The sequence below is a fragment of the Mycobacterium heidelbergense genome, from assembly GCF_010730745.1.
GTDB classification, from domain to species: Bacteria; Actinomycetota; Actinomycetes; order Mycobacteriales; family Mycobacteriaceae; genus Mycobacterium; species Mycobacterium heidelbergense.
This window is the reverse complement of the sequence record NZ_AP022615.1, coordinates 2,211,231-2,230,517: the sequence shown is the minus strand read 5'-3', so window position 1 is coordinate 2,230,517 and position 19,287 is coordinate 2,211,231. Positions and strand designations below refer to the sequence as shown.

The following is a 19,287-nucleotide window of genomic DNA, read 5'->3' as shown; positions in this document are numbered from 1 at the left end:
CCGGCAACAGGAACAACGTAAGTCAGTCCGTTGGCGCGCGATGGTAGTGCCCGGTCGTCGCCGTGCGCGCCGCTTCCGGGTCGAGCCATCCGCCCAATCCGTATCCGCCACGGTGACGTGCGGTCATGCCGTCGTGTTGTAACCGATCACCGTGGCCCGAGACCACGTCGGCCATGCTGAACAGCGATTCCGACCCCTCGTCGAAGTAATGAAGATGGTCATAGACCGGATTCATCGAGTTGCCGGGCACCTCGGCTTTGAACCGGGTGGAACCGAAGCCATCATCGGCAGGGTCGTCTCCGAGACCTCCCACGCTCACCCCGATGACGCCGGGCCCCGTCATTTGAGCGGGTGACCAGGTGACCGCGTCACCCGAGGCGGCCCCGACGTAGAGGTGCCCGCCGGGCGACAGATGGAAGTCGGCCGCCGAATGCGCCAGGTCGGTGCCCGGCGAGCCGACCAGCACCACGTCGTCGGCGCGCATCCCATACACCGCCGACGCATCCGACACGACGGTCGATCCGTAGGAGTGGCCGACCACGGTCATGTGCGTCGGCGGGCCGTGGTGGGTGACGGCCAACGCGTTCACATCGGCGACCAACGCCTGCGCGCCGGTGCGCGCCATATGTGGTTCCCGCAGGCCTGGGTCATACCACGTGTCCGGGGCGTCGTAGCCCACCCACACCACCACCGCCGTCTCCTTGCCCCCGCCAGCGCGGGCGGACTCCTCATACAGACGCACGCCGTCGGCGTTGGTCAGCGTTTCCTCGCGCACGCCCGTGCCCGCCCCCTTCACCAGCACCGCGGTGTTGGCCGCCGTGTCGGGGTTGCCGATCGCGAGGGCCGCGGCCCCCTCGCCACCGAAAGCCTCGGGCCGATACCCCAGCAGAAAAACCTCCGCGCCCCCTTCTGGCGCGTTCAGGCCCTGCCGGGTGCGAAAGGCGTTGGTGTAGCGGGTGATAGCCACCCCGGTCAGCCCGTACTTGCCGGGCTGGCCGACCACGTCGTTGACCGGCACGTCGTTCCGCTTGGCGAGCTCCTCCACGCGGCGAAGGTCGTCATTCAGCACCGCCTTGTTGACCTGACTGCGGGCGACGATGGGAACGCCATTGAGGTTCCCTAACTCCGGTGGGTGGTCGGCGATCAGTCGGCGTTGTTGCTCTTGGTCGAGGGTGCTCCACCACCGGTTGACCTCCTCGGCACTGCTTCCCGGTGGCGGAAGTTCAACCGGCTCTTCGGGATTCGACGGCGATTCCGGCGCGTCCACCGCACGCAGAATCGCCGGGCCGTACCCGTCGGTGCGCAAAGCGGTCAGCGACCTCCGCAAGTAGTCCGCGTAGCCGTCCCGTTGTGAGCGGAGCCGGCTCAGCGTTGACACGGTGGCGTCAATGGCTTCCTGCTCCAGGGCGCCGATCAGCGCATCCACCGCGGCCCTGTCATCCACGGTTAGTTCGGGGTCTTTCTCGAGATCCAGCGCTTGGCCGAGTTGGTCGTCGAGCTGCTGTAGGTGAGCCTCCCATGTCGAGATCAGCCCCGCGCCAACGCGTTGCGCCTCCGCCAAGGCGGCCGCGATGTTTTCCAAGTCGACCCCGATCTTGGGCAACTGCAGTGACTGGGCACCGAGCGACCGGATCGTGCGCTGCACTTCGGCTAGGTCGTTGATCGGGTGCTCGCCATTCACCCGATTCCAGGACGCCCCGAAGCGGCGCCATGCCGCGTCGAATGCGGAGCTGGACTCGGCGGTGCACCGGCCCGCGTCATGAAACGCCTGCGCCAGAACGGAAATCTGCGCCGGACGTCCGGATTGCAGGCTTTCGTTGATCGCCCAGGGGTCGCCGCCGGCTTCGGCTATCAGATGCGGAGTGCTGATGTAGCGGAGGCGCATCGCACCGCCCGCATTTCTGCGGCGTTGCGGTCATCCATGTCGGCGAACCCGTTGGCGGCATAGTGCCCCTTGCGGCCGAGTTCGGTCAGCGTCTCCCGGTGGCCCCGCAGACCTTTAACGTGTTGGGCGTGCGCAGCGGACACCGCGTCGTGAAAGGTTTCGGCCGCCGAAAAGCCCCCGAACATCCCGGGGAGCAGCGGGCCCCGCGCCAGCTGCTCAACGCCCTCTTGCGCGTGCTCGCCCGCGCGGTGCGACTCGCGGGCCCCCGAGTGCAGCAAGTCAATGTCGACGAACATCGCTACCCCCTCGGCTCGTTCTCTCGTCGCGCGCCCCGTGGGCTGCCGGCCAAGGTAATAACAGCGCGCTTGCCGGTCAATTCAGGCCTCCGGCGGCCACCCGCCCTCATAGATTGGTGGCCCCATCGGCCAAACCGTCGCCGTTGGTGTCGGTCAGCCTGACGTTCCACTTGCCGTCGCCGTCGGTGTCGACGTATCCGGTCACGCCGTTCTCGTCGGCACACAGCACCCGGTCGGCCACCCCGTCGCCGTCGGTATCAATCAGTCGGTCGTCGGCGTGGCCGTGCCCGTCGAAATCGACCAGTGGGCCGCCGGTGTGCTCGACCCCGTCGAGCCCGAACCAGCGCAGTTGCCCACCCCGGTCGACAGCCACTCCCCACGTCCCCGAGCCGTCATCGATGAACGAGGCCTCCGGGGTGCCGTCATTGTCAACGTCGAGCATGGCGTGATCGGCGATCCCGTCGCCGTCGAAATCCGCCAGCGCGTCGTCGCGCATCCCATCGCCGTCGAGATCCAGTCCGATCGCGTCGGGCCGCCCGTCACCGTCGAGGTCGAGGTCGGGCTGACCGTGCCAGATGGCGGCTGCACCGTGGTCCCCAGCAAGGCAATAATCCATGCGTACTCGGACGCTTGGCCGCCGCTACGGGTTCCCGCGCGAGCGCCACCAGCGCAGCAGCTCGGCGGTCGCCTCCTCGGTGGTCAAGGGCCCGCGGTCCATCCGCAGCTCTTTCAGGTAGCGCCACGCCTCGCCGACTTGCGGGCCGGCCGGGATGCCGAGCAGCTCCATGATCTGGTTGCCGTCCAAATCGGGGCGCACGCGCGCCAGATCCTCTTGGGCGGCCAGTTCGGCGATCCGCGCCTCGAGCCGGTCGTAGTTGGCTTGCAGCCGGGCGGCCCGGCGCTTGTTGCGGGTGGTGCAGTCGGCGCGCACCAGCTTGTGCAGCCGAGGCAGCAGCGGCCCGGCGTCGGTGACGTAGCGGCGCACCGCGGAATCCGTCCACTTGCCATCGCCGTAGCCGTGGAACCGCAGATGCAGATACACCAGCTGCGAGATGTCATCGATCATCTGCTTGGAATACTTCAGCGCCCGCAGCCGCTTTCGGACCATCTTCGCGCCGACCACCTCGTGGTGGTGAAAGCTCACGCCGCCGTCCGGCTCGTGTCGCCGGGTGGTCGGCTTGCCGATGTCATGCAGCAGCGCGGCCCAGCGCAGCACCAGATCGGGCCCGCCGTCCTCCAGCGCGATGGCCTGCCTCAGCACGGTCAGCGAATGCTGGTAGACGTCCTTGTGCTGGTGGTGTTCGTCGATGGCCATCCGCATGCCACCGACCTCCGGTAGCACCACCTCACCCATCCCCGTCTCCACCAGCAGGTCGATGCCGGCCACCGGGTCGTCGCCGAGCAACATCTTGTCCAGCTCGGCGGCCACCCGTTCGGCGCTGATCCGGGCCAGCTGCGGGGCCATCTCCTCGATCGCCGCCCGCACCCGCGGCGCAACGGTAACGCCGAGCTGCGACACGAACCGCGCGGCACGCAGCATCCGCAACGGGTCGTCGCCGAAGGACACCGACGGCGCCGCGGGGGTGTCCAGCACTCGGGCGCGCAGCGCCGCCAAACCGCCTAGCGGGTCGAGGAATTCGGCCGCGCCGGCCGGCGTGATGCGCACCGCCATCGCGTTCACCGTGAAGTCGCGCCGCACCAAGTCGTCGTCGAGCCGATCGCCGAAACGCACCTCGGGATTGCGCGACACCTGGTCGTAGCGGTCGGTGCGGAAGGTGGTGATCTCGAAGCGTTCCTCACCCTTACCGATGCCGACCGTGCCGAATTCGATGCCGGTCTCCCAGACGTTGTCGACCCACCGCTGCACGATCTGTTGCACCCGCTCGGGGCGGGCGTCGGTGGCGAAGTCCAGGTCGGGCCACGACCGACCCAGGACCGCGTCCCGCACCGAACCGCCGACCAGGTACAGCTGGTGGCCCGCGGCGTCGAACATCGAGCCCAGCTCACGCAACAGCGGGGCACGCGCATTCAGGGCGACCGCGGCCGCGGTCAGCAGTTCCACATCGTCGGTGGCTTCCGGCACGTTCGATCAGCCTAGTCGGACCAGGGGTGCGGCCTCGCTCACATGTAGAGGGGCGCTCACCGCGTCGATTGTGCGCTCATGGCTTCGAGCGTGTATCCAGGGTCGAAATCTCGGCCCGATTTTCCGCCATGGAAGCACACCCGATGCCCCCCGCGCGTCCTGAATCCGGGCGCGCGACGCCGTCACGCCCCCGGCCGGCGGCGAGCGTCTCCTGAAGACCCACCCGTGCCAGCTACTATCGCTTGGGTGTCGGACGGCGAACAAGCCAAACCGCGTCGACGCCGAGGACGGCGCCGGCATCGTGGCGCTGCCGGGACGGCCGAAAACCAGACGGACGGCCAAGCGGCCGGCGGCTCGGCAGCGACTCAACCGCGTCGATCCCGCTCGCCTCGCGGCGCGCCGGAGCGGCTGCGCACCGTGCACGAAACATCCGCCGGCGGGCTGGTCATCGACGGCATCGACGGCCCGCGCGACGAGCAGCTCGCGGCGCTGATCGGTCGCGTCGATCGGCGCGGACGGATGCTGTGGTCGCTGCCCAAGGGCCACATCGAGCTCGGCGAGACCGCCGAGCAGACCGCCATTCGCGAAGTCGCCGAGGAGACCGGGATTCGCGGCAGCGTGCTGGCCGCGCTCGGGCGCATCGACTACTGGTTCGTCACCGATGGCCGCCGGGTGCACAAGACCGTGCACCACTATTTGATGCGCTTCTCCGGCGGAGAGCTGTCCGACGACGACCTCGAAGTCGCCGAGGTGGCTTGGGTGCCGATCCGGGAACTGCCGTCCCGGCTGGCCTATGCGGACGAACGCCGGCTGGCCCAGGTGGCCGACGAGCTGATCGACAAGCTGCAAAGCGACGGTCCCGCCGCGCTTCCGCCGCTGCCGCCCAGCTCGCCCCGGCGGCGCCCGCAGACGCATTCGCGCACCCGGCATTCCGACAGACCCATCACGGGCCGGAAGAACGGTCACGGGCCAGGGCCGTGACCGCGCCGCGACTCTGCTGGACCGGCCTGTTGCGCGTCGCCGCGGTGGTCGGCATCGTGGCCGGTTTTGCGGTGCTCACCGGGTCCGTGGCGCCGCGCGTGGCCGCGGGCGAGCCGGGATCGACACCGTTTGTCCATGTCCGCATCGACCAGGTGACCCCGGACGTGGTCACCGCGGCGAGTCAACCCGTCGTCACCGTCAGCGGAATGGTAATCAACATCGGTGACCGCCCCGTCCGCGACGTGATGGTCCGGCTCGAACACGCCGCGGCGGTCACCGCCTCGGCGGCCCTGCGCACCTCCCTGGATGGGAGCACGGACCAGTACCAGCCCGCCGCGGACTTCCTCACGGTGGCCCCCGAACTGCAACGCGGACAAGAAGCCGGCTTCACGCTGTCGGCCCCCCTGCGCGCCTTGACCAAGTCGTCCCTGGGCATCGAGAAGCCCGGGATCTACCCCGTCTTGGTCAACGTCAACGGAACACCCGACTATGGCGCCCCCGCCCGGCTCGACAACGCACGGTTCCTCCTACCCGTGGTCGGCGTGCCACCCGATCACGCCGCGGACCTCGATTCCGCCGTCGCGCCCGACACCTCCAAACCCGTGTGGATCACCATGCTGTGGCCGCTGGCCGACCGGCCCCGGCTGGCCCCCGGCGTACCCGGCGGCACCATCCCGGTCCGCCTCGTCGACGACGACCTGGCCACCTCGCTGGCCGCCGGCGGCCGGCTGGACACCCTGCTGTCCGCCGCCGAGGTCGCCACCAGCCACGACGTCGACCCCGACGGCGCCGTCGGCCGCGCGCTGTGCCTGGCCGTCGACCCGGACCTGCTGGTCACCGTCAACGCGATGACCGGCGGCTACGTGGTGTCCAACTCGCCCGACGGCCCCGCTCAACTGCCGGGCACCCCGACGCATCCGGGCACCGGCCAGGCCGCCGCGGCCGAATGGCTGAACCGGCTGCGCGGGCTTGCCCACCGGATGTGCGTGGCGCCGCTGCCCTACGCGCAAGCCGACCTGGACGCCCTGCAGCGTGTCAACGATCCCGGGCTGAGCGCCGCCGCCGCCGCCAGCGTCGGCGGCATCGTCGACCGCATCCTGGACATCCCCTCCATCCGCGGGGCCACGCTGCTGCCCGACGGCCCGTTGACCGGCCGGGCGGTCACCCTGCTCAGCGCCAACGACAACACGGTCGCCATCGCCGCCGCCGACATGTCCGGCCAGGATTCGGGGAGCGACGCCGCGCCCAGGCGCTTGTCGCCCCAGGTGGTGGTCGCGCCGTTCGACCCGGCCGTCGGCGCCGCGCTGGCCGGCGCGGGCGACAGCCCGGCCACCCCTACCTATCTGGACCCGTCGCTGACGGTTCGGCTCGCGCACGACTCGGACACCGCCCGACGCCAGGACGCGCTGGGGTCCATCTTCTGGCGCGCTTTGCAGCGCGACGCCGCGCCCCGCACCCAGATCCTGGTCCCGCCGGCGACGTGGAGCCTGCGGGCCGACGACGCGCGCGTCATCTTGGCGGCGCTGGGCACCACCATCCACTCCGGTCTGGGTGTGCCGCGACCGCTACCGGCCGTGATCGCCGACGCCGCGGCCCGCAACGAGCCTCCGGAGCAATCGGGCGAGTTGGGGGACTCGGGCTCCGAGCGTGGTCGATTCAACGACGACGTCACCGCCGGCATCGCCGGCCAGGTCGGCCGCCTGTGGGGTCTGACCTCGGCGTTGAGCACCGACGAGCGCACCGGGTTGACCGGCGTCCAGTACACCGCGCCGCTGCGCGAGGACATGCTGCGCGCGTTGAGCCAATCGGAACCGCCCGATGCCCGCAACGGCCTGGCCCAGCAGCGCCTGGCGGTGGTCGGCAAGACGATCAACGACCTGTTCGGCGCGGTGACGATCGTCAACCCCGGCGGCTCCTACACCCTGGCCACCGAACACAGCCCGCTCCCGCTGGCGCTGCACAACGGCCTCGCCGTTCCCATCCGGGTGCGGCTGCAGGTCGACGCCCCGCCCGGGATGACCGTCACCGACGTCGGCCAGATCGAAATGCCGCCCGGGTACCTGCCCCTTCGGGTGCCGATCGAAGTGAACTTCACCCAACGGGTCGCCGTCGACGTGACGCTGCGGACCCCGGATGGCATGCGGCTGGGCGAGCCGGTGCGCCTGTCGGTGCATTCCAACGCCTACGGCAAGGTGCTGTTCGCCATCACGATGACGGCCGCGGCGGTGCTGGTGCTGCTGGCCGGACGGCGGCTTTGGCACCGTTTCCGCGGCCAGCCCGACCGCGCCGACCTGGACCGCCCGGATCCACCCCACGCCAGACCCGCCGACCTGCCCGAACGGGTCGTCGTCGATCAAGAACACCGGGTATGAACCCCGCTTACCGGCGGCCGCAGCCGCGGCGCGTGCCGCCGTCGGCACGCCCGGTGGGCCGCGGCGGTCCGGGCTCGCCGCCCACCGGTCCCCTGCCCCCGGTGCCGGAGCTGGCCCGCCGGCGACCGGAGCTGTCCGACGCCGCGCTGGTCTCCCGGTCGTGGGCGATGGCGTTCGCGACGCTGGTCAGCCGCATCACCGGCTTCGCTCGGATCGTCGTGCTGGCCGCCATCCTGGGCGCGGCGCTGTCCAGCGCGTTCTCGGTGGCCAACCAGCTGCCGAATCTCGTTGCGGCGCTTGTGCTGGAGGCGACGTTCACCGCGATCTTCGTGCCGGTCCTGGCCCGCGCCGAGCAAGGCGACGCCGACGGTGGCGCGGCGTTCGTGCGGCGCCTGGTCACGTTGACGACCGCGCTGCTGCTGGTCGCCACGGCGCTGTCGGTGCTGGCCGCGCCGCTGCTGGTGCGGCTGATGCTGGGCCGCGCCCCGCAGGTCAACGAGCCGCTGACGACCGCCTTCGCCTACCTGCTGCTGCCGCAGGTGCTCGCCTACGGGCTGACGTCGGTGTTCATGGCGATCCTGAACACCCGCAACGTCTTCGGGCCCACGGCGTGGGCGCCGGTCGTCAACAACGTCGTCGCGCTGGCAACCCTGGCGGCGTATCTGGCTGTCCCGGGCGAGCTTTCGGTCGATCCCGTCCGGATGGGCAACCCCAAGCTGCTGGTCCTCGCCATCGGCACCACGTTGGGCGTATATGCCCAGACCGCGGTGCTGCTGGTCGCGCTCCGGCGCCAGCACGTCAGCCTGCGCCCGCTGTGGGGAATCGACCAGCGCCTCAAGCGCTTTGGCGCGATGGCCGCCGCGATGGTGCTCTACGTGCTGATCAGCCAGCTCGGCCTGATCGTCGGCAACCAGATCGCCAGCACGGCGGCCGCTTCGGGCCCGGCCATCTACAACTACACCTGGCTGGTTCTGATGTTGCCGTTCGGCATGATCGGCGTGACCGTGCTGACCGTGGTGATGCCGCGGCTGAGCCGCAACGCCGCCGCCGACGACACTCGCGCCGTGCTCGCCGACCTGTCGCTGGCCACCCGCCTCACGCTGATCACGCTGATCCCCATCGTGGCGTTCATGACCGTCGGCGGTCCGGCGATCGGCAGCGCGCTGTTCGCCTACGGCCATTTCGGGGACGTCGACGCCGGCTACCTGGGCGCCGCGATCGCGTTGTCCGCGTTCACGTTGATCCCCTACGGGCTGGTGCTGCTGCAGCTGCGCGTGTTCTACGCGCGGGAGCAGCCGTGGACGCCGATCGTGATCATCCTCGTCATCACGGCCGTCAAGATCGCCGGCTCGGTGCTGGCGCCCCACCTCACCGGCGACCCCAAGCTGGTGGCCGGCTTTCTCGGGCTCGCCAACGGCATCGGGTTTCTGGCCGGCGCGATCGTCGGTTACCACCTGCTGCGGCGCACCCTCCTGCCCAAGGGGGGCCCGGGGGGCCTGGAGGGTCACCTAATTGGCGTCGGCGAGGTGCGGACGATCCTGGTGACAACCGTCGCGTCGATGCTGGCCGGCCTGGTGGCCCACGTGGCCGATCGGCTGCTGGGGCTGGCCCGGCTGACGGCGCACGGGGGCCCGGGTTCGCTGCTGCGCCTGTTGGTGCTGGCGCTCATCATGCTGCCGATCATGGCCGCGGTCATGGTGCGCGCACAGGTCCCCGAGGCGCGGGCGGCGCTGGACGCCGTCAGGGGCCGGATTTCGGGCCGCGACGGGGGCCCGCGCGCCTCGGTGGCGTCCCGCAAACCGACTGCGCCGGATGGATCGTCTCGGCAGGGCCGCGTCACGTACCCTGAGCAGAGGAATTCGTCCCCGCCGGGGGTAAATGCGGTCCAGGAGCCGATCCGGCGCAGGCCTCCGGAGCGGGTCGCCAGCGCCCGCGGAGCGAAAGGACCGGAGGTGACCGAACGCCCACTGGAGAGCGCGTCCAGCGCTGGATCCGGCTTGGGGTCAGGCGCCGATCTACCGCGGCCGGTCGCCGACGACTTCCAACCCGACATCCCGCCCGAACCCGAAGCGGCGGGGCCACGCCCGTCCGATCGGCTGAACGGCGACCTCCCACCCGAATCGGCCCGCGGGCCAATCCCTTTCGATGCGCCCCGGGAACGCGGCGGGGAATCGGCGGCGTCCGCCGAGGATGTCCACCTGGTTCCCGGCGCCCGCATCGCCGGTGGCCGGTATCGGCTGCTGGTCTTCCACGGCGGCGCACCGCCCCTGCAGTTCTGGCAGGCGCTGGACACCAAGCTGGACCGACAGGTCGCGCTGACCTTCGTCGATCCGGACGGAGCGCTGCCCCACGAGGTGCTGCAGGACATCCTGTCCCGCACCTTGCGGCTCAGCCGGATCGACAAGCCCGGCATCGCCCGGGTGCTCGACGTCGTCCACACCGGTTCCGGCGGCTTGGTGGTCTCGGAGTGGATCCGCGGCGGTTCGCTCCAGGAGGTGGCCGACACCGCGCCGTCGCCCGTGGGCGCCGTGCGGGCGATGCAGTCGCTCGCCGCCGCCGCCGACGCCGCCCACCGCGCCGGCGTCGCGCTGTCGATCGACCACCCCAGCCGGGTGCGTGTGAGCATCGAGGGCGACGTCGTGCTGGCCTACCCCGCGACCATGCCCGACGCCAACCCGCAGGGCGACATCCGCGGAATCGGCGCCTCGCTGTATGCCCTCCTGGTCAACCGGTGGCCGCTGCCGGAGTCCGGGGTGCGGAGCGGGCTCGCTCCGGCCGAGCGGGATTCCACGGGCAATCCCGTCGAGCCCATGGCCGTCGACCGCGGCATCCCCTTCCAGATTTCCGCGGTCGCGGTTCGGGCCGTTCAGGAGGATGGCGGAATACGCAGCGCCTCAACACTTTTGAACCTGCTGCAGCAGGCGACGGCGGTCGCCGATCGCACCGAGATACTCGGTCCGATCGACGATTCGCCGGCGCTGCCCACCGCGCGCGTGTCGACCGGTCGGGAGTACGCGACCTTCGCGCGCCGGCGCCGCAACGTGTTGATCGGTGTCGGCGCCGCCCTGGCCGTCATCGTGGTGGCGTTGCTGGTTCTCGCGTCGGTGGTGAGCAAGATCTTCGGCAACGTAGGCGGTGGCCTCAACAGAGACGAGCTCGGGCTGAACGGGCCCTCGTCGTCGACGGCGACGCCGACACCCAGCTCCGCCGCCGCCGGCAACGTCGTCAAACCCACCAAGGCGACCGTGTTCTCCCCCGACGGCGACGCCGACAACCCGGGCCAGGCGGCCCAAACCATCGATGGCGACCCCACCACCTCCTGGTCGACCGAGATCTATACCGACGCCGTCCCCTTCCCCGGTTTCAAGCAGGGCGAGGGGCTGATGTTGCAGCTACCGAACCCCACCGTGGTGGGCCAAGTCAGCCTCGACGTTTCCAGCACGGGAACCAAGGTGGAGATTCGCTCGTCGTCCACGCCGTCGCCATCGAAGCTGGAGGACACCACCGTGCTGGTTCCGGCCTTTGCGCTCAAGCCGGGTCGTAACGTCATCCCGGTCAGGGCCGGCGCGCCGACGTCGAATCTGCTGGTGTGGATTTCCACGCTGGGAACCACCAACGGCAAGAGCCAGGCCAGCATCTCGGAGATCACGGTCCAGGCCGCCTCCTGACGGCGCTCACAGACCCGTGCCGTGGTGAAGTGCCGCGCGACGACCGATTAGCTACTGTCCGGCCGTGGGTTTCGGGGGAAAAGTCCAGCACGAACGCAGCGACGCCGAACTGCTGGCCGCCCACGTCGCCGGTGACCGCCGCGCGTTCGGCGAGTTGTTCCACCGCCACCAACGGCAGCTGCACCACCTTGCCCGGCTCACCACCCGCACCCCCGAGGACGCGGAAGACGCGCTGCAGGACGCGATGCTCTCGGCCCACCGTGGCGCGGGCTCGTTTCGGCATGACGCCGCGGTCGGCAGCTGGCTGCATCGCATCGTGGTCAACGCCTGCCTGGATCGGCTGCGGCGCACCAAGTCCCACCCAACCGTCCCGCTCGATGATGTCTACCCGGTAGCCGATCGCACGACGCAGGTGGAGACGGCGATCCTGGTCCACCGGGCCTTGATGCGGCTTCCCGTCGAGCAACGGGCGGCAGTGGTGGCCGTCGACATGCAGGGCTATTCGATCGCCGACACCGCCGCGCTGCTGGGCGTCGCCGAGGGCACGGTCAAGAGCCGATGTTCCCGCGCCCGGGTTCGCCTCGCCGAGCTCCTCGGCTATCTCAACGCCGGCGCCCACGCCACACCCGACCGCCCCTGAGAAACCGGCGCGTGCCCTACGTGGCCATCGGTGTGCGCATGACGGACACTGGGGCGGATGGGTGCAGCCGACAGACCTCGAGAAGATCCTGAAGATCCTCGCGCGGCCGACGCGGACCCGCCCCTGACGGCTGGGCTTCTCGCCGACCTGCAGGCCGGTCTGCTGGACGACGACTCCGCCGCCCGCGTACGTCAACGGGTCCGCGAAGACCCCGCCGCGGCGAAGGTCCTGCGCGCCTTGAACCAGGTGCGCCGCGACGTCGCCGCGACAGGCGCCGACCCGACGTCGGCGCCGGAGATCCCGCCGGAGGTCGCCGCCCGAATCTCGGCGGCGCTGGCGTCGGGTCAAGGCCGGGGGCACGCCGGTGCCGCGCATTCGGCCCGGCCGCGCGTCCGGCCCGCGCGGCTGGCCGTGGGCGTGGCCGGCGTGGGCGCGGCGCTCGCGGCGATCGGCGTGGGCACCGCGGCGCTGGTCCACGCGCCCGGCCCCACACCCAGCGCCCCCGTCACCGCCGAGCACATCACGGTGTCCACTCCGCCGCCGGCGATTCCGCTGTCGCCGGCCGAGATCGTCGGCCTGCTCAACCGGAGCCCCGACTTTGGCGCGCCCGGGGGCCCGCTCAGCGACCCGCCGCGGCGCGCCTCCTGCCTCGGCGGCCTCGGGTATCCGGCCTCCACGCGGGTGCTGGGCGCGCGACCGATCGAGATCAACGCCCGCCCCGGCGTCCTGTTGGTGTTGCCCGGCGACACGCCCGACAACCTGGCGGTGTACGCGGTGGCGCCGAATTGCAACGCCGCCGACACCGGGTTGCTGGCCAACACGCAGGTCCCGCGCCCTTAGTGTGGTGTCCAACACCCGGGAACACCCCCGCCTACCCTGGCGTTCGTAGACGTAGCTTTCGCACCCGAAAGGCCCGCATGACCGCCGACACCTCCAGTCACGACAAAGTCCACGACGTCATCGTCATCGGATCCGGTCCCGCCGGGTACACCGCGGCGCTCTACACGGCCCGCGCCCAGCTGGCCCCGCTGGTGTTCGAGGGCACCTCGTTCGGGGGCGCGTTGATGACCACGACCGAGGTGGAGAACTACCCCGGCTTCCGCGACGGCATCACCGGCCCGGAGCTGATGGACGAGATGCGGGAGCAGGCGCTGCGGTTCGGCGCGGACCTGCGGATGGAAGACATCGAGTCGGTGGCCCTGGACGGACCGGTCAAGTCGGTCGTCACCGCCGACGGGGAGACGTATCGGGCCCGGGCCGTCATCCTGGCCATGGGCGCCGCGGCGCGCTACCTGCAGATCCCCGGCGAACAGGAGTTGCTGGGTCGCGGCGTGAGTTCGTGTGCCACCTGCGACGGGTTCTTCTTCCGCGACCAGGACATCGCCGTCATCGGCGGCGGCGACTCCGCGATGGAGGAGGCCCTCTTCCTGACCCGGTTCGCGAGCAGCGTGACGCTGGTGCACCGGCGCGACGAGTTTCGGGCGTCGAAGATCATGCTCAACCGCGCCCGCAACAACGACAAGATCGCGTTCGTCACCAACGCGGCCGTGGTCGCCGTCGAGGGCGACACGACGGTCACCGGATTGCGGTTGCGCGACACCGTGACTGGCGAAGAATCCACCCTTTCGGTGACCGGCGTTTTCGTCGCGATCGGGCACGAGCCGCGGTCCGCGCTGGTGCGCGACGTCGTCGACGTCGATCCCGACGGATACGTACTCGTGCGGGGACGCACCACGAGCACCTCGCTGGACGGTGTTTTCGCGGCCGGCGACCTGGTGGACCGCACCTATCGGCAGGCGGTCACCGCCGCGGGCAGTGGCTGCGCCGCGGCCATCGACGCCGAGCGGTGGCTGGCCGAGCACGCGTCAGACGCGCCCGCGGGAAACGCTGAAGGTACCGACACATTGATTGGAGCACCACGATGACCGACGCCGAAAAAGCAAGCAGCACAGTAGAAGTCTCCGACGCAACTTTTTCGACGGACGTCTTGTCAAGCAACAAGCCTGTGCTGGTTGACTTTTGGGCAACCTGGTGCGGGCCATGCAAGATGGTCGCGCCAGTTCTCGAGGAAATCGCCAGCGAGCGCGCCGACCAGCTCACCATCGCCAAGCTGGACGTGGACGCCAACCCGGAAACCGCGCGTGACTTCCAGGTGGTTTCGATCCCCACCATGATCTTGTTCAAAGACGGCCAGCCGGTGAAGCGCATCGTCGGCGCCAAGGGCAAGGCCGCGTTGCTGCGCGAGCTCTCCGACGCGGTTCCGAACCTCACCTGACCGTCAGCTACTTCGCCGCGCCGCGCCCCGCGCTTAGCCTGGGGTTTTCCGAAAACCGAGAAGCGTCTGCGACAATAACGGCTAGCTGTTGCCGTATTCAGCCTTGTCCCGGAGGGCCCTTGGTATGTCGAGTCCGCGCCGTGAAGACGGCGGCGCGCTGCGTTATGGCGACCGCAGCGCTGCTGTGACCGAAATCCGGGCCACGCTGGCAGCGCTAGGGCTGCTGGACAATCCCGACGAAGACCTGACCACCGGCCGGCATGTGGCCCTCGAGGTCTTCGACGCCGAACTCGACCAGGCGGTGCGCGCTTTCCAGCAGAACCGCGGCCTGCTCGTGGACGGTGTTGTCGGCGAGGCCACCTATCGCGCGTTGAAGGAGGCCTCGTATCGGCTCGGGGCCCGCACGCTGTATCACCAGTTCGGCGCACCGCTGTATGGCGACGACGTGGCCACGCTTCAGGCGCGGCTCCAGGATCTCGGCTTCTACACCGGCCTGGTCGACGGCTACTTCGGCCTGCAGACCCACAACGCGTTGATGTCGTACCAACGCGAGTACGGGCTGGCCGCCGATGGCATCTGCGGCCCGGAAACGTTGCGCTCCTTGTACTTTCTGAGTTCGCGAGTCACCGGCGGCTCTCCGCACGCCATCCGTGAGGAAGAGCTGGTCCGCCGGTCGGGCCCCAAGCTGTCAGGCAAGCGCATCATCATCGATCCGGGCCGCGGCGGCGCGGACCACGGTTTGATCGCGCAGGGTCCGGCCGGACCGATCAGCGAAGCGGATATCTTGTGGGACTTGGCCAGTCGGCTCGAGGGGCGGATGACCGCCATCGGCATGGAAACCTTCCTGTCGCGGCCGACCAGCCGCAGCCCCTCGGATGCCGAACGCGCGGCGACGGCCAACAACGTCGGCGCGGACCTGATGATCAGCCTGCGCTGCGAATCCCAGACCAGGCCTTCGGCCAACGGCGTGGCCTCCTTCCACTTCGGAAACTCGCACGGCTCGGTCTCCACCATCGGACGCAATCTTGCCGACTTCATTCAACGAGAAGTGGTGGCCCGCACCGGTTTACGCGATTGCCGGACGCATGGCCGGACGTGGGATCTGCTGCGGCTGACCCGGATGCCGACCGTTCAGGTCGACGTCGGCTACATCACCAATCCCCGCGACCGCGCCATGCTGATCTCAACGCAGACTCGAGATGCCATCGCCGAAGGCGTTCTCGCCGCGGTCAAGCGGCTGTATCTGCTGGGGAAAAACGACCGGCCCACCGGCACATTCACCTTCGCCGAGCTGTTGGCTCACGAATTGTCGGTCGAACGGGCGAGCAGGCTGGGCGGTTCCTAACCGCTTTCGGCGGCCTTTAACGTGTTGCCCGCCGCGGACCCGGCCCCCACCGGCTGTTGTAGCTGGGCGTTGGCCAGCAGGCGTTCGAGCGCCGCCTCGACTTCGGCTTTCCAGCCGAGACCCTTGTCGAGCTCCAGCCGCAGCCGCGGGAAGTACGTATGGGGCGCCACCACAACGAAACCCACGTCCTTCAAAAATTCCGCGTCGATGATGCAGTGGTCCACCGAGCAGTCGCCGAGCGACTCCAACACCGGCCGGACGTCGGGGTCCACCGCCTGCGGATCCTGCAGCCCGGACGCCGCCGGGGTGCGGCCGAAAGCCTCCAACGCCCGCACCCCGCGCCGGACCAGCTCGTCGATTACCCGGGCGATGAGCCCGTGCGGCAGATCGTCGGTGTCCTGCCCCGGCTCGATATTCATCGACGTCAGCAGAACCGCGTCGGCGGACACCGGCGCGGTGGGAAACCGCTGCGCCCGCGGAACCGCCCGCGGCGGCGCGTAGAGGACATACCCCAGGCACGGCGGCTCGCTGTGGCCGCGTTCGTCGTCCGGGACCGCGGTCGCCACCTGACCGCAGGAGCCCCACTCCAGCATCACCATCGACAGCCAGGCCTCTTTTTCGAATTCGGGGTCGGCGAGGTGGTCCTGGTTGCCGAGGGTCGCGGGGTCGACCTCCCAAAACACGCAGCGTCGTGCGTGCTTGGGAAGCTGCTCGAAAGCCTCGAGCCGTAGCGGCGTGATTCGAGCAGACACTAGCCTCCTGGCTTCCGTGCGGTACTGCAGCCGATTGCACCAGCAACCACTCCAGGATAGGAGAGTTTGTGGCCATCGGAACAGTGTCTATCCCGTCACTCGGGCCGGCCCGGCGAAACGGCTCGCGCACCGGGCCGGCGACCGACGGAATATCGAAATAGCTTGGGGCACATGGTCATTCCGGGATAATGCGGTGTTCGAGCCGGCCGGTCATGCCCGCGGAACCGGCGGGGTGTCACAGTGACGTAATTACATGGTATGAACGGTCATGCCTTCGGCGGCGTCATCATGTCGACGATCCGCCGGAGATCCTCGACCGAGCCGAACTCCACCACGATCCTCCCCTTGCGTTTGCCGAGGCTGACCGACACCCGCGTATCGAAGGTGTTCGACAGCCGCTCAGCAACGTCCTGAAGGCCGGGCATCTGGATCGGCTTGCGCCGTGGGGGTGCCGGGGTGGGCGCGTCCCCCCGGTTGGCCAGGGTGACCGCCTCCTCGGTGGCTCGCACCGACAGGCCCTCCGCGACGATCCGGCCGGCCAGCTCCTCCTGCGCGTCCGGGCCTGCCTCCAGGGCCAGCAGCGCTCGGGCATGCCCGGCGGACAGGACGCCCGCCGCCACCCGTCGCTGTACGGCGATCGGCAGCTTCAACAACCGGATCATGTTGGTGATCAGCGGCCGCGACCGGCCGATGCGGGACGCCAGTTCGTCGTGGGTGACGTCGAATTCGTCGAGCAGCTGCTGGTAAGCCGCCGCCTCCTCCAACGGATTCAGCTGTACCCGGTGGATGTTTTCGAGCAAGGCGTCGCGGAGCAGGTTGTCATCGCCGGTCTCGCGGACGATGGCCGGGATGGTGGCCAGCCCGGCCACTTGGGCGGCGCGCCACCGCCGCTCCCCCATCACGATCTGGTACCGCGCGCCGCTCTGCGATCCGGTGACCGCGCGGACGACGATCGGTTGCAGCAGCCCGAACTCGCGAATGGAGTGCACCAGCTCGGACAGGGCCTCCTCGTCGAACACCTGCCGCGGCTGGCGCGGATTGCGCTCGATGTCCGCCGGCGCGATCTCGCGATAGACCGCGCCCACCGCGGCGGTGCCGGGCGCCGGCCCCCCGATCAGGACGTCGGCGGCCGCATCCCCCATCCGCGGGCCCAGCGTCGCCGGCCCGGAATCGCTGTCCGCCGGCCCGGTCGGGATCAGCGAAGCCAGGCCCCGGCCGAGGCCGCCCTTCTTGCGTAACGGCTGCGTCATGCTCGTTCCCTTCACGGATGATGGTCAATCACGCTGCGCGAGTTCGCGACTCGCATCGAGATAGCTCATGGCCCCGCGCGAACCGGGGTCGTAATCGATGATCGTCATGCTGTAGCCGGGAGCCTCGGACACCTTGACGCTGCGCGGAATCACCGTGCGCAACACCTTGGTTCCGAAGTAGCGGCGCACCTCTTCGGCCACCTGGTCGGCGAGCTTGGTCCGGCCGTCGTACATCGTGAGGACCACGGTGGTCACCTCGAGCTGAGGATTCAGGTGCGCCTTCACCATCTCGATGTTGCGCATCAGCTGTGACACACCCTCGAGCGCGTAGTACTCGCACTGGATCGGGATCATCACCTCCGGGGCGGCGACGAGCGCGTTGATGGTCAGCAGCCCGAGCGACGGCGGGCAGTCGACGAAGACGTAATCGAAGTCGAAGTTGTCGAGCCCGGCCAGGGCGGTGCGGAGTCGGTTTTCGCGCGCCACCATGCTGACCAATTCGATCTCGGCGCCCGCCAGGTCGATGGTCGCCGGCACGCAGAACAGCCGCGAGCTGTGCGGGCTGGGACGCAGCGCGTCCCGCAACGAAACCTCGCCGATGAGCACCTCGTACGACGACGGCGTGCCCGCTTGCCGGTCGTGGATGCCCAGCGCCGTGCTCGCGTTGCCCTGTGGGTCGAGGTCGATGACGAGGGTCTTGAGTCCCTGCACCGCCAGCGCGGCGGCGAGGTTGACGGCGGTGGTGGTCTTACCGACGCCGCCCTTTTGGTTTGCCACGGTGAAGACCCGGCGGTGGCCGGGCCGGCGCAACGGCGGATAGGTGGTGTGTAGGACCCGCATCGCCCGCTCGGCCGCGGCGCCGATCGGGGTGTCGAAGTCAGCCGATGTTTCACGTGAAACATCTCCTAACACCCCGCCCTCGGGCGCCGCCGCCGGCGGCGCGGGAGGGGCCGCCGCGGACCGGTCTTGCGGAGAACTCACCGGGTCCCCCTGTCTGTCATGCGTGCCGACGGCCGGCGCGCCTGCTTGCCGCGCCGCGCTAACACCACGGTTGCGGGCGGACGCAAATAGTTCGCGCCACATGTCACCACCCTGACATCAACCGCGCCCGACGCCGCCATCACACGCCGGTGCGCTTCCACTTCCTCGGGAGCGCGCTCTCCCTTGATCGCGAGCATTCGTCCGCCCGGCCGTAGCAACGGCATACTCCACTTCGTCAGCTTGTCCAGCGCCGCGACCGCTCGCGACACCACGGCGTCGGCGACGCCGAACCGCTCCCGCACCCACCGTTCCTCCGCACGGCCGCGCACCACCTCGGCCGCCAGCCCCAGTTCGGCAACGACCTCGGCGAGAAACTCGCTTCGGCGCAGCAGCGGTTCGAGAAGCACCATCTCCAGATCCGGCCGCGCGATCGCCAACGGTATCCCCGGCAACCCGGCGCCGCTGCCGATGTCGATCACCCGCTCCCCCCGCTCGAGGAGCTCGCCCACGGCCGCGCTGTTCAGCAGATGGCGCTCCCACAGGCGGTCCGCCTCCCGCGGCCCGAGGAGTCCCCGTTCCACGCCGGCGCCCGCCAGGAGTTCGGCGTACCGTCGCGCGATGTCGAGCCGCGGCCCGAAAATCGCGGCGGCGGCCTCGTCCGCGCGCCCGGGCTCGACGGGGGCGTCCCGCTCCCCCGGTCGTTCGCGGTCGGTCGGTTTCACGTGAAACATCGCCTCGTCTTGTTTCACGTGAAACATC

Annotated in this window: 16 protein-coding genes; 8 read left to right on the top strand and 8 right to left on the bottom strand. The window is 69.8% G+C overall.

From position 1 onward, the window contains the following. Nucleotides 1-22 precede the first annotated feature (22 nt). The 4 genes from G6N25_RS10485 to G6N25_RS10470 all read right to left on the bottom strand — a co-directional run bounded on the left by G6N25_RS10485 (nucleotide 23) and on the right by G6N25_RS10470 (nucleotide 4,264). On the bottom strand, nucleotides 23-1,885 hold the full coding sequence (locus tag G6N25_RS10485) for a putative alpha/beta hydrolase (protein ID WP_083075744.1): 1,863 nt from the start codon (nucleotides 1,883-1,885) through the stop codon (nucleotides 23-25). Then, nucleotides 1,852-2,181 (bottom strand): DUF2563 family protein, encoded by a 330-nt coding sequence (locus G6N25_RS10480; RefSeq protein ID WP_083075745.1) that lies wholly within the window; start codon nucleotides 2,179-2,181, stop codon nucleotides 1,852-1,854. Before G6N25_RS10480 ends, G6N25_RS10485 begins: the two co-directional genes overlap by 34 nt. A 106-nt stretch (nucleotides 2,182-2,287) precedes the next feature. Then, nucleotides 2,288-2,797 (bottom strand): pullulanase, encoded by a 510-nt coding sequence (locus tag G6N25_RS10475; RefSeq protein WP_083075747.1) that lies wholly within the window; start codon nucleotides 2,795-2,797, stop codon nucleotides 2,288-2,290. Between the two features lie 24 nt (nucleotides 2,798-2,821). Next, nucleotides 2,822-4,264, bottom strand: coding sequence for a CCA tRNA nucleotidyltransferase (locus G6N25_RS10470; protein WP_083075748.1), 1,443 nt, complete (start codon nucleotides 4,262-4,264; stop codon nucleotides 2,822-2,824). 246 nt (nucleotides 4,265-4,510) lie between these two features. On the opposite strand from G6N25_RS10470, the gene G6N25_RS10465 reads away from it, so the two are divergent. The 8 genes from G6N25_RS10465 to G6N25_RS10430 all read left to right on the top strand — a co-directional run bounded on the left by G6N25_RS10465 (nucleotide 4,511) and on the right by G6N25_RS10430 (nucleotide 15,545). Beyond that, a complete protein-coding gene (locus G6N25_RS10465; protein ID WP_083075750.1) occupies nucleotides 4,511-5,245 on the top strand; it encodes an NUDIX hydrolase in 735 nt (244 codons plus the stop codon). Next, nucleotides 5,242-7,617, top strand: a complete 2,376-nt coding sequence (locus G6N25_RS10460; RefSeq protein WP_083075752.1) for a DUF6049 family protein — start codon at nucleotides 5,242-5,244, stop codon at nucleotides 7,615-7,617. The genes G6N25_RS10465 and G6N25_RS10460 overlap by 4 nt, the downstream gene beginning before the upstream one ends. Then, entirely contained in the window at nucleotides 7,614-11,285 is a 3,672-nt protein-coding gene (locus G6N25_RS10455) for a murein biosynthesis integral membrane protein MurJ (RefSeq protein WP_083075753.1), read from the top strand. Before G6N25_RS10460 ends, G6N25_RS10455 begins: the two co-directional genes overlap by 4 nt. Before the next feature lie 64 nt (nucleotides 11,286-11,349). Beyond that, nucleotides 11,350-11,925 (top strand): RNA polymerase sigma factor SigM, encoded by a 576-nt coding sequence (gene sigM, locus G6N25_RS10450; RefSeq protein ID WP_083075755.1) that lies wholly within the window; start codon nucleotides 11,350-11,352, stop codon nucleotides 11,923-11,925. 57 nt (nucleotides 11,926-11,982) lie between these two features. Continuing rightward, nucleotides 11,983-12,765: a hypothetical protein gene (locus G6N25_RS10445; RefSeq protein WP_083075756.1), complete on the top strand. Its 783-nt coding sequence runs from the start codon at nucleotides 11,983-11,985 to the stop codon at nucleotides 12,763-12,765. A 77-nt stretch (nucleotides 12,766-12,842) separates the two neighbouring features. Then, on the top strand, nucleotides 12,843-13,850 hold the full coding sequence (trxB, locus tag G6N25_RS10440) for a thioredoxin-disulfide reductase (RefSeq protein ID WP_083075758.1): 1,008 nt from the start codon (nucleotides 12,843-12,845) through the stop codon (nucleotides 13,848-13,850). Then, the gene (gene trxA, locus G6N25_RS10435; protein WP_083075759.1) at nucleotides 13,847-14,200 is read left to right on the top strand and encodes a thioredoxin; all 354 of its coding nucleotides are present in this window, start codon (nucleotides 13,847-13,849) and stop codon (nucleotides 14,198-14,200) included. The genes trxB and trxA overlap by 4 nt, the downstream gene beginning before the upstream one ends. 124 nt (nucleotides 14,201-14,324) lie before the next feature. Beyond that, nucleotides 14,325-15,545: an N-acetylmuramoyl-L-alanine amidase gene (locus tag G6N25_RS10430; protein WP_083075760.1), complete on the top strand. Its 1,221-nt coding sequence runs from the start codon at nucleotides 14,325-14,327 to the stop codon at nucleotides 15,543-15,545. On the opposite strand, the gene G6N25_RS10425 is transcribed toward G6N25_RS10430, so the two are convergent. The 4 genes from G6N25_RS10425 to rsmG all read right to left on the bottom strand — a co-directional run bounded on the left by G6N25_RS10425 (nucleotide 15,542) and on the right by rsmG (nucleotide 19,259). After that, nucleotides 15,542-16,297: an acetyltransferase gene (locus G6N25_RS10425; protein WP_083075761.1), complete on the bottom strand. Its 756-nt coding sequence runs from the start codon at nucleotides 16,295-16,297 to the stop codon at nucleotides 15,542-15,544. The genes G6N25_RS10430 and G6N25_RS10425 overlap by 4 nt on opposite strands. Before the next feature lie 266 nt (nucleotides 16,298-16,563). Continuing rightward, on the bottom strand, nucleotides 16,564-17,547 hold the full coding sequence (locus G6N25_RS10420; RefSeq protein WP_083075762.1) for a ParB/RepB/Spo0J family partition protein: 984 nt from the start codon (nucleotides 17,545-17,547) through the stop codon (nucleotides 16,564-16,566). Between the two features lie 24 nt (nucleotides 17,548-17,571). After that, nucleotides 17,572-18,630, bottom strand: coding sequence for a ParA family protein (locus G6N25_RS10415; RefSeq protein ID WP_232065763.1), 1,059 nt, complete (start codon nucleotides 18,628-18,630; stop codon nucleotides 17,572-17,574). Next, entirely contained in the window at nucleotides 18,525-19,259 is a 735-nt protein-coding gene (gene rsmG / locus G6N25_RS10410) for a 16S rRNA (guanine(527)-N(7))-methyltransferase RsmG (RefSeq protein ID WP_083075784.1), read from the bottom strand. Before rsmG ends, G6N25_RS10415 begins: the two co-directional genes overlap by 106 nt. Between the last annotated feature and the right edge of the window lie 28 nt (nucleotides 19,260-19,287).

Excerpts from the sequence above, each read along its gene's own strand:
- G6N25_RS10485 (WP_083075744.1), bottom strand. The coding sequence starts at position 1,885 with ATGCGCCTCCGCTACATCAGCACTCCGCATCTGATAGCCGAAGCCGGC.
- G6N25_RS10480 (WP_083075745.1), bottom strand. The coding sequence starts at position 2,181 with ATGTTCGTCGACATTGACTTGCTGCACTCGGGGGCCCGCGAGTCGCAC.
- G6N25_RS10475 (WP_083075747.1), bottom strand. The coding sequence starts at position 2,797 with ATGGATTATTGCCTTGCTGGGGACCACGGTGCAGCCGCCATCTGGCAC.
- G6N25_RS10455 (WP_083075753.1), top strand. The coding sequence starts at position 7,614 with ATGAACCCCGCTTACCGGCGGCCGCAGCCGCGGCGCGTGCCGCCGTCG.
- G6N25_RS10445 (WP_083075756.1), top strand. The coding sequence starts at position 11,983 with ATGGGTGCAGCCGACAGACCTCGAGAAGATCCTGAAGATCCTCGCGCG.
- trxB (WP_083075758.1), top strand. The coding sequence starts at position 12,843 with ATGACCGCCGACACCTCCAGTCACGACAAAGTCCACGACGTCATCGTC.
- trxA (WP_083075759.1), top strand. The coding sequence starts at position 13,847 with ATGACCGACGCCGAAAAAGCAAGCAGCACAGTAGAAGTCTCCGACGCA.
- G6N25_RS10430 (WP_083075760.1), top strand. The coding sequence starts at position 14,325 with ATGTCGAGTCCGCGCCGTGAAGACGGCGGCGCGCTGCGTTATGGCGAC.
- G6N25_RS10420 (WP_083075762.1), bottom strand. The coding sequence starts at position 17,547 with ATGACGCAGCCGTTACGCAAGAAGGGCGGCCTCGGCCGGGGCCTGGCT.
- G6N25_RS10415 (WP_232065763.1), bottom strand. The coding sequence starts at position 18,630 with ATGTGGCGCGAACTATTTGCGTCCGCCCGCAACCGTGGTGTTAGCGCG.
- rsmG (WP_083075784.1), bottom strand. The coding sequence starts at position 19,259 with ATGTTTCACGTGAAACCGACCGACCGCGAACGACCGGGGGAGCGGGAC.